Below are 16,222 nucleotides of genomic sequence, written 5' to 3' on the forward strand. Positions count from 1 at the left end.
AAAGCCATTGTTATATAAATGTTATTTTATCTGCCTGCAAGTTTATACTTTCCAGATACTTTAGCACAACAGTCGGCAAACGACTAACCGTGCTGGCCGAGTTAATAGTTCCGAAAAACTACTAAGTTTTCAAGCGACCTACAAAGTTGCAAAGTTTCACTGTGTTTTCCTATAAATTTTTCTGATAATTTTATATAACGGAAAAGGCTTTGCGTTGGGCGGCCTACGAAGGACAAATTTACAATACATTTTTAAGTTTTATTAGAAAATTCTTCCCTTGAAATAACACTTCCGCCCGCCTAATCGTAAAGCCATTGTTATATAAATGTTATTTTATCTGCCTGCAAGTTTATACTTTCCAGATACTTTAGCACAACAGTCGGCAAACGACTAACCGTGCTGGCCGAGTTAATAGTTCCGGAAAACTACTAAGTTTTCAAGCGACCTACAAAATTGCAAATTTTCACCGTGTTTTCCTATAAATTTTTCTGATAATTTTATATAACGGAAAAGGCTTTGCGTTGGGCGGTTTACGAAGCACAAATTTACAATACATTTTTAAGTTTTATTAGAAAATTCTTCCCTTGAAATAACACTTCCGCCCGCCTAACCGTAAAGCCATTGTTATATAAATGTTATTTTTATCTGCCTGCAAGTTTATACTTTCCAGATACTTTAGCACAACAGTCAGCAAACGACTAACCGTGCTGGCCGAGTTAATAGTTCCAAAACTACTAAGTTTTCAAGCGACCTACAAAATTGCAAATTTTCACCGTGTTTTCCTATAAATTTTTCTGATAATTTTATATAACGGAAAAGGCTTTGCGTTGGGCGGCCTACGAAGGACAAATTTACAATACATTTTTAAGTTTTATTAGAAAATTCTTCCCTTGAAATAACACTTCCGCCCGCCTAATCGTAAAGCCATTGTTATATAAATGTTATTTTATCTGCCTGCAAGTTTATACTTTCCAGATACTTTAGCACAACAGTCGGCAAACGACTAACCGTGCTGGCCGAGTTAATAGTTCCGGAAAACTACTAAGTTTTCAAGCGACCTACAAAGTTGCAAAGTTTCACTGTGTTTTCCTATAAATTTTTCTGATAATTTTATATAACGGAAAAGGCTTTGCGTTGGGCGGCCTACGAAGGACAAATTTACAATACATTTTTAAGTTTTATTAGAAAATTCTTCCCTTGAAATAACACTTCCGCCCGCCTAATCGTAAAGCCATTGTTATATAAATGTTATTTTATCTGCCTGCAAGTTTATACTTTCCAGATACTTTAGCACAACAGTCGGCAAACGACTAACCGTGCTGGCCGAGTTAATAGTTCCAAAACTACTAAGTTTTCAAGCGACCTACAAAGTTGCAAAGTTTCACTGTGTTTTCCTATAAATTTTTCTGATAATTTTATATAACGGAAAAGGCTTTGCGTTGGGCGGCCTACGAAGGACAAATTTACAATACATTTTTAAGTTTTATTAGAAAATTCTTCCCTTGAAATAACACTTCCGCCCGCCTAATCGTAAAGCCATTGTTATATAAATGTTATTTTATCTGCCTGCAAGTTTATACTTTCCAGATACTTTAGCACAACAGTCGGCAAACGACTAACCGTGCTGGCCGAGTTAATAGTTCCGAAAACTACTAAGTTTTCAAATTTTTCTGATAATTTTATATAACGGAAAAGGCTTTGCGTTGGGCGGCCTACGAAGGACAAATTTACAATACATTTTTAAGTTTTATTAGAAAATTCTTCCCTTGAAATAACACTTCCGCCCGCCTAACCGTAAAGCCATTGTTATATAAATGTTATTTTTATCTGCCTGCAAGTTTATACTTTCCAGATACTTTAGCACAACAGTCGGCAAACGACTAACCGTGCTGGCCGAGTTAATAGTTCCGGAAAACTACTAAGTTTTCAAGCGACCTACAAAATTGCAAATTTTCACCGTGTTTTCCTATAAATTTTTCTGATAATTTTATATAACGGAAAAGGCTTTGCGTTGGGCGGCCTACGAAGGACAAATTTACAATACATTTTTAAGTTTTATTAGAAAATTCTTCCCTTGAAATAACACTTCCGCCCGCCTAATCGTAAAGCCATTGTTATATAAATGTTATTTTATCTGCCTGCAAGTTTATACTTTCCAGATACTTTAGCACAACAGTCGGCAAACGACTAACCGTGCTGGCCGAGTTAATAGTTCCGGAAAACTACTAAGTTTTCAAGCGACCTACAAAATTGCAAATTTTCACCGTGTTTTCCTATAAATTTTTCTGATAATTTTATATAACGGAAAAGGCTTTGCGTTGGGCGGCCTACGAAGGACAAATTTACAATACATTTTTAAGTTTTATTAGAAAATTCTTCCCTTGAAATAACACTTCCGCCCGCCTAATCGTAAAGCCATTGTTATATAAATGTTATTTTATCTGCCTGCAAGTTTATACTTTCCAGATACTTTAGCACAACAGTCGGCAAACGACTAACCGTGCTGGCCGAGTTAATAGTTCCGAAAACTACTAAGTTTTCAAGCGACCTAACAAATTGCAAATTTTCACCGTGTTTTCCTATAAATTTTTCTGATAATTTTATATAACGGAAAAGGCTTTGCGTTGGGCGGCCTACGAAGGACAAATTTACAATACATTTCCAACTTTTATTAGAAAATTCTCACTTTGAAATAACACTTCTGCCCGCCTAATCGTAAAGCCATTGTTATATAAATGTTATTTTATCTGCCTGCAAGTTTATACTTTCCAGATACTTTAGCACAACAGTCGGCACACTACTTCCCTTGCTGGCCGAGTTAATAGTTCCGGAAAACTACTAAGTTTTCAAGCGACCTACAAAATTGCAAATTTTTACTGTGTTTTCCTATAAATTTTTCTGATAATTTTATATAACGGAAAAGGCTTTGCGTTGGGCGGTTTACGAAGCACAAATTTACAATACATTTCCAACTTTTATTAGAAAATTCTCACTTTGAAATAACACTTCTGCCCGCCTAACCGTAAAGCCATTGTTATATAAATGTTATTTTATCTGCCTGCAAGTTTATACTTTCCAGATACTTTAGCACGACAGTCGGCACACTACTTCCCTTGCTGGCCGAGTTAATAGTTCCGGAAAACTACTAAGTTTTCAAGCGACCTACAAATTGCAAATTTTTACTGTGTTTTCCTATAAATTTTTCTGATAATTTTATATAACGGAAAGGCTTTGCGTTGGGCGGCCTACGAAGGACAAATTTACAATACATTTTTAAGTTTTATTAGAAAATTCTTCCCTTGAAATAACACTTCCGCCCGCCTAATCGTAAAGCCATTGTTATATAAATGTTATTTTATCTGCCTGCAAGTTTATACTTTCCAGATACTTTAGCACAACAGTCGGCAAACGACTAACCGTGCTGGCCGAGTTAATAGTTCCGGAAAACTACTAAGTTTTCAAGCGACCTACAAAATTGCAAATTTTCACCGTGTTTTCCTATAAATTTTTCTGATAATTTTATATAACGGAAAAGGCTTTGCGTTGGGCGGCCTACGAAGGACAAATTTACAATACATTTTTAAGTTTTATTAGAAAATTCTTCCCTTGAAATAACACTTCCGCCCGCCTAATCGTAAAGCCATTGTTATATAAATGTTATTTTATCTGCCTGCAAGTTTATACTTTCCAGATACTTTAGCACGACAGTCGGCAAACGACTAACCGTGCTGGCCGAGTTAATAGTTTCGGAAAACTACTAAGTTTTCAAGCGACCTACAAAATTGCAAAGTTTTACTGTGTTTTCCTATAAATTTTTCTGATAATTTTATATAACGGAAAAGGCTTTGCGTTGGGCGGCCTACGAAGGACAAATTTACAATACATTTTTAAGTTTTATTAGAAAATTCTTCCCTTGAAATAACACTTCCGCCCGCCTAATCGTAAAGCCATTGTTATATAAATGTTATTTTATCTGCCTGCAAGTTTATACTTTCCAGATACTTTAGCACAACAGTCGGCAAACGACTAACCGTGCTGGCCGAGTTAATAGTTCCCGGAAAACTACTAAGTTTTCAAGCGACCTACAAAATTGCAAATTTTCACCGTGTTTTCCTATAAATTTTTCTGATAATTTTATATAACGGAAAAGGCTTTGCGTTGGGCGGCCTACGAAGGACAAATTTACAATACATTTTTAAGTTTTATTAGAAAATTCTTCCCTTGAAATAACACTTCCGCCCGCCTAATCGTAAAGCCATTGTTATATAAATGTTATTTTATCTGCCTGCAAGTTTATACTTTCCAGATACTTTAGCACAACAGTCGGCAAACGACTCACCGTGCTGGCCGAGTTAATAGTTCCGAAAACTACTAAGTTTTCAAGCGACCTACAAAATTGCAAATTTTTACTGTGTTTTCCTATAAATTTTTCTGATAATTTTATATAACGGAAAAGGCTTTGCGTTGGGCGGCCTACGAAGGACAAATTTACAATACATTTTTAAGTTTTATTAGAAAATTCTTCCCTTGAAATAACACTTCCGCCCGCCTAATCGTAAAGCCATTGTTATATAAATGTTATTTTATCTGCCTGCAAGTTTATACTTTCCAGATACTTTAGCACAACAGTCGGCAAACGACTAACCGTGCTGGCCGAGTTAATAGTTCCGAAACTACTAAGTTTTCAAGCGACCTACAAAATTGCAAATTTTCACCGTGTTTTCCTATAAATTTTTTCTGATAATTTTATATAACGGAAAAGGCTTTGCGTTGGGCGGCCTACGAAGGACAAATTTACAATACATTTTTAAGTTTTATTAGAAAATTCTTCCCTTGAAATAACACTTCCGCCCGCCTAATCGTAAAGCCATTGTTATATAAATGTTATTTTATCTGCCTGCAAGTTTATACTTTCCAGATACTTTAGCACAACAGTCGGCAAACGACTAACCGTGCTGGCCGAGTTAATAGTTCCGGAAAACTACTAAGTTTTCAAGCGACCTACAAAATTGCAAATTTTCACCGTGTTTTCCTATAAATTTTTCTGATAATTTTATATAACGGAAAAGGCTTTGCGTTGGGCGGCCTACGAAGGACAAATTTACAATACATTTTTAAGTTTTATTAGAAAATTCTTCCCTTGAAATAACACTTCCGCCCGCCTAATCGTAAAGCCATTGTTATATAAATGTTATTTTATCTGCCTGCAAGTTTATACTTTCCAGATACTTTAGCACAACAGTCGGCAAACGACTAACCGTGCTGGCCGAGTTAATAGTTCCGAAAACTACTAAGTTTTCAAGCGACCTACAAAATTGCAAATTTTCACCGTGTTTTCCTATAAATTTTTCTGATAATTTTATATAACGCCCGGGCTTTGCGTTGGGCGGTTTACGAAGCACAAATTTACAATACATTTCCAACTTTTATTAGAAAATTCTTCCCTTGAAATAACACTTCCGCCCGCCTAACCGTAAAGCCATTGTTATATAAATGTTATTTTATCTGCCTGCAAGTTTATACTTTCCAGATACTTTAGCACGACAGTCGGCACACTACTTCCCCTTGCTGGCCGAGTTAATAGTTCCGGAAAACTACTAAGTTTTCAAGCGACCTACAAAATTGCAAATTTTTACTGTGTTTTCCTATAAATTTTTTCTGATAATTTTATATAACGGGAAAAGGCTTTTGCGTTGGGCGGCCTACGAAGGACAAATTTACAATACATTTTTAAGTTTTATTAGAAAATTCTTCCCTTGAAATAACACTTCCGCCCGCCTAATCGTAAAGCCATTGTTATATAAATGTTATTTTATCTGCCTGCAAGTTTATACTTTCCAGATACTTTAGCACAACAGTCGGCAAACGACTAACCGTGCTGGCCGAGTTAATAGTTCCGGAAAGCTACTAAGTTTTCAAGCGACCTACAAAATTGCAAATTTTTACTGTGTTTTCCTATAAATTTTTCTGATAATTTTATATAACGGAAAAGGCTTTGCGTTGGGCGGCCTACGAAGGACAAATTTACAATACATTTTTAAGTTTTATTAGAAAATTCTTCCCTTGAAATAACACTTCCGCCCGCCTAATCGTAAAGCCATTGTTATATAAATGTTATTTTATCTGCCTGCAAGTTTATACTTTCCAGATACTTTAGCACAACAGTCGGCAAACGACTAACCGTGCTGGCCGAGTTAATAGTTCCGGAAAACTACTAAGTTTTCAAGCGACCTACAAAGTTGCAAAGTTTCACTGTGTTTTCCTATAAATTTTTCTGATAATTTTATATAACGCCCGGGCTTTGCGTTGGGCGGTTTACGAAGCACAAATTTACAATACATTTTTAAGTTTTATTAGAAAATTCTTCCCTTGAAATAACACTTCCGCCCGCCTAATCGTAAAGCCATTGTTATATAAATGTTATTTTATCTGCCTGCAAGTTTATACTTTCCAGATACTTTAGCACAACAGTCGGCAAACGACTAACCGTGCTGGCCGAGTTAATAGTTCCGGGAAAACTACTAAGTTTTCAAGCGACCTACAAAATTGCAAATTTTCACCGTGTTTTCCTATAAATTTTTCTGATAATTTTATATAACGGAAAAGGCTTTGCGTTGGGCGGCCTACGAAGCACAAATTTACAATACATTTCCAACCTTTATTAGAAAATTCTTCCCTTGAAATCACACTTCCGCCCGCCTAACCGTAAAGCCATTGTTATATAAATGTTATTTTTATCTGCCTGCAAGTGTATACTTTCCAGATACTTGAGCACAACAGTCGGCAAACGACTAACCGTGCTGGCCGAGTTAATAGTTCCGAAAACTACTAAGTTTTCAAGCGACCTACAAAATTGCAAATTTTCACCGTGTTTTCCTATAAATTTTTCTGATAATTTTATATAACGGAAAAGGCTTTGCGTTGGGCGGCCTACGAAGGACAAATTTACAATACATTTTTAAGTTTTATTAGAAAATTCTTCCCTTGAAATAACACTTCCGCCCGCCTAATCGTAAAGCCATTGTTATATAAATGTTATTTTTATCTGCCTGCAAGTTTATACTTTCCAGATACTTTAGCACAACAGTCGGCAAACGACTAACCGTGCTGGCCGAGTTAATAGTTCGGAAAACTACTAAGTTTTCAAGCGACCTACAAAATTGCAAATTTTCACCGTGTTTTCCTATAAATTTTTGATAATTTTATATAACGGAAAAGGCTTTGCGTTGGGCGGCCTACGAAGGACAAATTTACAATACATTTTTAAGTTTTATTAGAAAATTCTTCCCTGAAATAACACTTCCGCCCGCCTAATCGTAAAGCCATTGTTATATAAATGTTATTTTATCTGCCTGCAAGTTTATACTTTCCAGATACTTTAGCACAACAGTCGGCAAACGACTAACCGTGCTGGCCGAGTTAATAGTTCTGGGAAAACTACTAAGTTTTCAAGCGACCCAAAATTGCAAATTTTCACCGTGTTTTCCTATAAATTTTTTCTGATAATTTTATATAACGCCCAGGCTTTGCGTTGGGCGGTTTACGAAGCTACAAATTTACAATACATTTCCAACTTTTATTAGAAAATTCTTCCCTTGAAATAACACTTCCGCCGCCTAACCGTAAAGCCATTGTTATATAAATGTTATTTTATCTGCCTGCAAGTTTATACTTTCCAGATACTTTAGCACGACAGTCAGCACACGACCAACCGTGCTGGCCGAGTTAATAGTTCCGGAAAACTACTAAGTTTTCAAGCGACCTACAAAATTGCAAATTTTTACTGTGTTTTCCTATAAATTTTTCTGATAATTTTATATAACTGGAAAAGGCTTTGCGTTGGGCAGCCTACGAAGGACAAATTTACAATACATTTTTAAGTTTTATTAGAAAATTCTTCCCTTGAAATAACACTTCCGCCCGCCTAATCGTAAAGCCATTGTTATATAAATGTTATTTATCTGCCTGCAAGTTTATACTTTCCAGATACTTTAGCACAACAGTCGGCAAACGATCAACCGTGCTGGCCGAGTTAATAGTTCCGGAAAACTACTAAGTTTTCAAGCGACCTACAAAATTGCAAATTTTCACCGTGTTTTCCTATAAATTTTTCTGATAATTTTATATAACGGAAAAGGCTTTGCGTTGGGCGGCCTACGAAGGACAAATTTACAATACATTTTTAAGTTTTATTAGAAAATTTTTCACTTAAAATAACACTTCCGTCCGCATAATCGTAAAGTCATTGTTATATAAATGTTATGTTATCTGCCTGCAAGTTTATACTTTCCAGATACTTTAGCACAACAGGCGTCAAACGACTAACCGTGCTGGCCGAGTTAATAGTTCCGGGAAACTACTAAGTTTTCAAGCGACCTACAAAATTGCAAATTTTCACCGTGTTTTCCTATAAATTTTCTGATAATTTTATATAACGGAAAGGCTTTGCGTTGGGCGGCCTACGAAGGACAAATTTACAATACATTTTTAAGTTTTATTAGAAAATTCTTCCCTTGAAATAACACTTCCGCCCGCCTAATCGTAAAGCCATTGTTATATAAATGTTATTTTATCTGCCTGCAAGTTTATACTTTCCAGATACTTTAGCACAACAGTCGGCAAACGACTAACCGTGCTGGCCGAGTTAATAGTTCCGGAAAACTACTAAGTTTTCAAGCGACCTACAAAATTGCAAATTTTTACTGTGTTTTCCTATAAATTTTTCTGATAATTTTATATAACGTCTAGGCTATGTGCCGTGCCGCCGTTTAGGAGGCATGGACATCATAGCCTTTGTTCGATGAATTTTATTTCCAAAATTTAAGACGTTCAAGAATTGTTTTTCCTGGCTTTTGAGACGATAGTTGATCATTTTTAAGAGTTTGTTTATTATCATTTTGGTCTTGCACAGGTTGAATACCTTCTGCTTTTGCTACCTTTTCTCGGGCAATCAATTCTTTTAATCTTTCAAACCAATTTATTTTATCAATTGCAATATCCCTTATATCAAACTTTTCATCAGTAATTCTATATCGATGAAAGGTATGGTTTGGCTCTATTCCGAAAAAATTTTGTCCTATAATATTAGATATAGAATTTGTTACAAGTTCAAAGCCATCTGAATATGGTATATTAAATTCATTTCTCTCTCCTTTTTTCAGTTCCTTTATTTCACCATTATGTTCTAATTGTTTTATAGACAGCCAATAATTTTCATAGTAGGTTGCTTGAAAAGTCATAGATGTTTCATCCGCAACAAAAAAACCTGCCTTTCCTTCAAATGAGTTTCTTTTGATGTTTGCTATTGTCTCAATCATAGGGTCTGACACAAAAATCAAAGTCCCTGTGGATAAAAACGCAATATCAATGTATTCGTTATCTTCAAAGTCAATATTCATTGCTTCTTCCTGAAAGACTTCTCTTTCAAATTTCAATTTTTTCATCCAAAACTGGAATGAAATTTCATTAACCCTTTCCTTACTGTAAATCTTATCTGTGGCGATTGCCATGAATCTGAATCCCATTGTTTTTATTTTTTATCTTTTAATTTCATCGAACGGTTGCGAGCATGAGCAGTGCGGCTTCGGAGCCAACCAACTTTCACTCACTACAAATTTAGTAGGAACAACACACTTTCACAACCAAAAAACCAGCATTGCTTATGCTTGCTGTTAGGTGCTGCCATCACGGTTTTTTACATTTATATTTCCTCAATTTTGCAATTGAGTCTGACATTAAACAGGCATAAAATTTTCCATCTTTTTTGTAAAAGTCGGCTGTCATTAGGTTTCCATTTTTGTAAATAATTTTTTGCCTAACATTACCGTTTTTATAAAAATAATAACCCTCTCCGTTTAGTAAATTATTTTGGTAAAGAAAATTTGAGTAGAAAATAGGTATTTTTTGATTGCTCGAGTCTAATTTATAATATCCAAAGCTGCCATTCTTTTTCCCATTCAAATATGAAATTGTATTCTTTATTGAATTATATTTATCTCTGTGATAGATTACTTCATAATAGATTGTATCTTTTTGATATAATTTTTCAGAAATTAATTTCCCATGTTTTGAGAATTCAACGACTGACTTCATTTTACTTAAATCATGGAAAGTAACTACCTTATTTAATCTTCCTTTTCTATCAAATTGATAATAGTTGGAGTCTTGAATGGCTTTTATATTAAACATTTGATAAGTCTGATTTACTTTATAATTATTATCGGTCCTTTTAGAAATACATCCAGCTAAAATCAAGGAAAATATAATATATCTCATCATGATGGTAATTGCAGGTTTCGAAATGGTTATGAATAACGGTTCAAATGTATATTGATTTTCAGAAGTTTACAAACTAGCTGTTAACTACTTAAACTCAACGAAATGTTTCCGGCGGATTGGTTGCACCTAACGGAAAAGGCTTTGCGTTGGGCGGCCTACGAAGGACAAATTTACAATACATTTTTAAGTTTTATTAGAAAATTCTTCCCTTGAAATAACACTTCCGCCCGCCTAATCGTAAAGCCATTGTTATATAAATGTTATTTTATCTGCCTGCAAGTTTATACTTTCCAGATACTTTAGCACAACAGTCGGCAAACGACTAACCGTGCTAGCCGAGTTAATAGTTCCGGGAAACTACTAAGTTTTCAAGCGACCTACAAAATTGCAAATTTTCACTGTGTTTTCCTATAAATTTTTCTGATAATTTTATATAACGCAGGCTTTGCGTTGGGCGGTTTACGAAGCACAAATTTACAATACATTTCAACTTTTATTAGAAAATTCTCACTTTGAAATAACACTTCTGCCCGCCTAACCGTAAAGCCATTGTTATATAAATGTTATTTTATCTGCCTGCAAGTTTATACTTTCCAGATACTTTAGCACGACAGTCGGCACACTACTTCCCTTGCTGGCCGAGTTAATAGTTCCGGAAAACTACTAAGTTTTCAAGCGACCTACAAAATTGCAAATTTTTTACTGTGTTTTCCTATAAATTTTTCTGATAATTTTATATAACAGCTGGCTTTGCGTTGGGCGGTTTACGAAGCACAAATTTACAATACATTTCCAACTTTTATTAGAAAATTCTTCCCTTGAAATAACACTTCCGCCCGCCTAACCGTAAAGCCATTGTTATATAAATGTTATTTTTATCTGTCTGCAAGTTTATACTTTCCAGATACTTTAGTACGACAGTCAGCACACGACCAACCGTGCTGGCCGAGTTAATAGTTCGGAAAACTACTAAGTTTTCAAGCGACCTACAAAGTTGCAAAGTTTCACTGTGTTTTCCTATAAATTTTTCTTGATAATTTTATATATGGAAAAGGCTTTGCGTTGGGCGGCCTACGAAGGACAAATTTACAATACATTTTTTAAGTTTTATTAGAAAATTCTTCCTTGAAATAACACTTCGCCCGCCTAATCGTAAAGCCATTGTTATATAAATGTTATTTTATCTGCCTGCAAGTTTATACTTTCCAGATACTTTAGCACAACAGTCGGCAAACGACTAACCGTGCTGGCCGAGTTAGTAGTTACAGAAAACTACTAAGTTTTCAAGCGACCTACCAAAATTGCAAATTTTTCACCGTGTTTTCCTATAAATTTTTCTGATAATTTTATATAACGGAAAAAGCTTTGCGTTGGGGCCTACGAAGGACAAATTTACAATACATTTTTAAGTTTTATTAGAAAATTCTTCCCTTAAATAACACTTCCGCCCGCCTAATCGTAAAGCCATTGTTATATAAATATTTATTTTATCTGCCTGCAAGTTTATACTTTCCAGATACTTTAGCACAACAGTCGGCAAACGACTAACCGTGCTGGCCGAGTTAATAGTTCGGAAAACTACTAAGTTTTCAAGCGACCTCAAAATTGCAAATTTTACTGTGTTTTCCTATAAAATTTTTCTGATAATTTTATATAACGGAAAGGCTTTGCGTTGGGCGGCCTACGAAGGACAAATTTACAATACATTTTTAAGTTTATTAGAAAATTCTTCCCTTGAAATAACACTTCCGCCCGCCTAATCGTAAAGCCATTGTTATATAAATGTTATTTTATCTGCCTGCAAGTTTATACTTTCCAGATACTTTAGCACAACAGTCGGCAAACGACTAACCGTGCTGGCCGAGTTAATAGTTCGGAAAACTACTAAGTTTTTCAAGCGACCTACAAAGTTGCAAAGTTTTCACTGTGTTTTCCTATAAATTTTTCTGATAATTTTATATAACGGAAAAGGCTTTGCGTTGGGCGGCCTACGAAGGACAAATTTACAATACATTTTTAAGTTTTATTAGAAAATTCTTCCCTTGAAATAACACTTCGCCCGCCTAATCGTAAAGCCATTGTTATATAAATGTTATTTTTATCTGCCTGCAAGTTTTATACTTTCCAGATACTTTAGCACAACAGTCGGCAAACGACTAACCGTGCTGGCCGAGTTAATAGTTCCGGAAAACTACTAAGTTTTCAAGCGACCTACAAAATTGCAAATTTTTACTGTGTTTTCCTATAAATTTTTCTGATAATTTTATATAACGTTTTACGGCTTGGCGTTGTGGCGGTAAATTTAGCACAAAAGTTTAATAGTAGCACTAACGTTGAATACAGTACAAATGTTCAATAGTAGCACTTCACCCGCCATAACGCCAAACCGATGTTGGCAGCTGTGGTTTTTTCCGTCCGTTCGTATTTGTCTGTCGGGTTTGGTGTGTCGGCAGATTTAATTTTTTGCGAAGCGTGGAAAGATTTTTTTGTTTTTCTGTCGTGCGTTGGAAAAAGCAAGCTCTTTTGCAAACTTTGGCTTGTGTGTCGCCTTGTGCGGTTTGCAAATGTGCTTGCTTTTAGCGTTGGCTTGTCAAAACTTCATTCGTTGTATTCGTACTGCGTTTAAGATTGCCAATAATGCTACACCTACATCGGCAAAAACGGCTTCCCACATTGTAGCCAATCCACCTGCACCAAGTACCAACACAATAGCTTTTACACCGAATGCCAATGTGATATTTTGCCAAACAATTTTCTTTGTCTGTTTACCGATATTGATTGCCATAGGTATTTTACTTGGTTTGTCGTCTTGTATTACCACATCTGCCGTTTCAATAGTGGCATCGCTTCCCAAACCACCCATTGCAATACCTACATCGCTTAATGCCACAACAGGTGCATCATTTACACCGTCTCCGACAAAGGCAACGGTTTCATTTTTGGCTTTGATTTCTTTTACTTTGCTTACTTTGTCTTCGGGTAGCAAGTCGCCAAAAGCGTTTGCAATTCCTAATTGTTCCGCAACAAATTTCACAACCGAACTTTTGTCGCCACTCAACATTGTCGGTTTTACGTTGAGTGATTTTAGTTTGTCAATCGTGTTTTGTGAGTCTTGTTTTATGCTGTCGGCAACTGTGAGATAACCCACAAATTTGTTGTCGTAAGCAACGGCAATTATGGTGTAAACAATTTTACTTACATCAACATCGTGCTGAATGTTGAACTTGTTCATCAACTTAAAATTTCCTACTAATAATTGTTTTTCGTTTACTTCGGCTTTCAGTCCGTGTCCTGCAATTTCTTCGGTATTTTGTAATTTGATTTCATTGTTTGTTTTGCCGACATATTCGTGAATGGCGGTTGCTACGGGATGCGTACTCAATCGTTCCAAAGCGTCCACCATAAGTAACATTTCTTCTTTGTTGTAATCGGAATTAAAAACAACTTCCTGCACTTTGAAAACGCCTTCGGTCATTGTACCTGTTTTGTCCATTACTACATTTTGAACGGAAGCCAATACATCTAAAAAGGTACTTCCTTTTACCAAAATTCCGTTGCGACTTGCCGCACCAATGCCACCGAAATAACCCAACGGAATAGAAATTACCAACGCACAAGGACACGAAATTACCAAGAAAATTAAGGCACGATACAACCAATCTGTAAACTGATAATCTGCCACGAAAAAGTAAGGAACAAAACAAATAGCAACTGCTAACGCAACAACGGCAGGTGTGTAGATTTTTGCAAACTTGCGAATAAATAATTCCGTAGGTGCTTTTTGAGAAGTGGCATTTTGCACCAATTCTAAAATTTTGCTCAACTTACTATCGGTGTATGCTGTTGTAACCTGTACTTGTGCAACTGTATTTAAGTTTATCATTCCTGCCAAAACAGTTTCGCCTTTGGCTTTGGTGTCGGGTTTGCTTTCGCCTGTGAGTGCTGCGGTGTTGAACGATGCTGTTTCTGATAACAACACTCCGTCTAATCCCAATTTTTCGCCCGATTTTAATTGAATAATGTCGCCAATGTTTACGATTTCTGCTTTTACGGTTTGCGGTTGATTGTTGCGTAAAACGGTTACTTCATCAGGTCGTTGGTCAAGCAACGATTTGATGTTTGCTTTTGCTCTTTTTACCGCCAATGTTTGAAACACTTCGCCAACGGCATAAAACAACATTACGGCAACACCTTCGGGAAATTCGCCAATGGCAAATGCTCCAACGGTTGCAATCGTCATCAATAAAAATTCCGAAAAAATTTCGCCTTTGGCAATGCTTTCAAATGCTTCTTTGATAACAGGAACACCAACAGGAATATAAGCCACCACATACCAAACTATCCTTACCCAATCGGTAAACCATTCGGGTTTTAGGAAATTGTCTAACGCAATTCCCGACAACAAAACAACCAATGAAATGATTGCAGGTAAAAACATTTTTATCGTGCTTTCATTTCCGCTTGAATGTTCGTGTCCGTCATCATCGCTGTGGTCGTGATTGTGATTTTCTTTTTCTTGTTTGGTGTAGATTAAATCTTTTGCACCTGCTTTGATGTAGATTTTATCTTCCAACGTGCAACAAGTCATTCTGCCTTGTGCATCATAAGTATGCTTGTGATTTTTGTCTGTATTTATCATCGCTTTTATTTTTTAATGTTCGTGTCCTCCTGTGTTAGATAATTTGGCATTGACAAAAAATGCTCCTTTGATTACAATTTGAGCATTGGCAGGAATGTCCTGTACAAAAGTTATTGCGGTGTAGCCCATATTGGAAACGCCTTTTACAACTTCTATTTTTTCAAAATTGATGTTGCCGTTTTCTTCATTGCTGTGTTTATGGTCTTCACTTTCGTGGTTGTGTTCTTCGCTTTCTTCTTCGTGGTGTTCTTCCGCTTTTTTATCAGTAACAACAAAAATGTAGTCTTTCCCGTCTGCGTTTACAATGGCTTCATTGGGTACGGCAGGTGTTAGGGCATTGCTCAAACTCACAATTCCTGTAATGTTCATTCCGTCAATCAAACCTATTTTGTTTCCTGTAACGGTGCAATGCACGGCAATGGTTTTGCTCTCGTTTTCAAATGATGAACCAATGCTAAACACTTTTGCATCGTATTCATTAGTAGGATTATTGGTTAAGGTAAAATGAATGGTTTGCCCGATTTTCAAAAGCGGTAAATCTTTTTCAAACACTTGTAAATCCAAATGCAATGAACTGTTATCTACGATTTCGGCAACAGGCGAAGAAACATCTACATAACTGCCAATCTTTGCAAACAAATTGCTTATTGTTCCATTCAACGGACTTGTAACTACCAATGCAGATTTCAAGTTGCTGTTTGATACCGAATTTGGATTGATGCCCATTAGCTGTATTTGCTGTTGCAATGATGCTTTTCGGGTGCGAAGCGTATTGAGTTCTGCCGTTGCGTTTTGCAGATTTTTCAAAGCTCCTGCGTTTCCTGCATTGAGTTCATTTTGGCGTTGTACTTCCTGTTCTGCAAAAGTGATTTTACTGCCAATAGTCAAATATTCTTCCTGCAACTGTATAAACTGCGGATTGGCAATCGTAGCAATTACCTGTCCTTTCTTTACATAATCGCCAATTTGCACATTCAGCGTTTTGATAACTCCACCATACAAAGAAGTGGCATTTGCTTTGTTGTTGTTTGGAACTTTAAGCATACCATTTGCCTTTATAGTGGCTGTGAGTTCCTTGTTTTCTACTTTGCCCAACGTGATGCCAACGGCTTTTATCTGCTCTTGTGTAAGCGTGGCAATGGTTGGCGTTTCTTCTTCGTGGTTGTGTCCGTCAGAAGTACCTGTTTCTTTTGTATTTTCGTCATTATGCGAATGATTGTCTTTGCTACCGCAACTGCTTATCACAAGCAAAGTGCATAGTGCCAAAGGAAAAACGATTGAATTTTTTATATTGAATTTCATACC

Annotated in this window: 4 protein-coding genes; all 4 read right to left on the minus strand. The window is 36.1% G+C overall.

What is annotated here, in order from left to right:
* Window positions 1-8,807: 8,807 nt before the first annotated feature.
* A complete protein-coding gene (locus IPI59_16300; GenBank protein MBK7529045.1) occupies window positions 8,808-9,509 on the minus strand; it encodes a hypothetical protein in 702 nt (233 codons plus the stop codon).
* 175 nt (window positions 9,510-9,684) lie between these two features.
* Window positions 9,685-10,278 (minus strand): hypothetical protein, encoded by a 594-nt coding sequence (locus IPI59_16305; GenBank protein MBK7529046.1) that lies wholly within the window; start codon window positions 10,276-10,278, stop codon window positions 9,685-9,687.
* 2,590 nt (window positions 10,279-12,868) lie between these two features.
* Window positions 12,869-14,917 carry a cadmium-translocating P-type ATPase gene (gene cadA, locus IPI59_16310; GenBank protein MBK7529047.1) on the minus strand — a complete coding sequence of 683 codons (2,049 nt, stop codon included), beginning with the start codon at window positions 14,915-14,917 and terminating at the stop codon, window positions 12,869-12,871.
* Between the two features lie 12 nt (window positions 14,918-14,929).
* On the minus strand, window positions 14,930-16,219 hold the full coding sequence (locus IPI59_16315) for an efflux RND transporter periplasmic adaptor subunit (GenBank protein MBK7529048.1): 1,290 nt from the start codon (window positions 16,217-16,219) through the stop codon (window positions 14,930-14,932).
* Window positions 16,220-16,222 lie beyond the last annotated feature (3 nt).

Source organism: Sphingobacteriales bacterium (genome assembly GCA_016706405.1).
GTDB lineage: Bacteria > Bacteroidota > Bacteroidia > Chitinophagales > UBA2359 > BJ6.

Bases quoted from the DNA above. Each gene is read 5' to 3' on its own strand.
- cadA (MBK7529047.1), bottom strand. From the start codon at position 14,917: ATGATAAATACAGACAAAAATCACAAGCATACTTATGATGCACAAGGC.
- IPI59_16315 (MBK7529048.1), bottom strand. From the start codon at position 16,219: ATGAAATTCAATATAAAAAATTCAATCGTTTTTCCTTTGGCACTATGC.
- IPI59_16305 (MBK7529046.1), bottom strand. From the start codon at position 10,278: ATGATGAGATATATTATATTTTCCTTGATTTTAGCTGGATGTATTTCT.
- IPI59_16300 (MBK7529045.1), bottom strand. From the start codon at position 9,509: ATGGCAATCGCCACAGATAAGATTTACAGTAAGGAAAGGGTTAATGAA.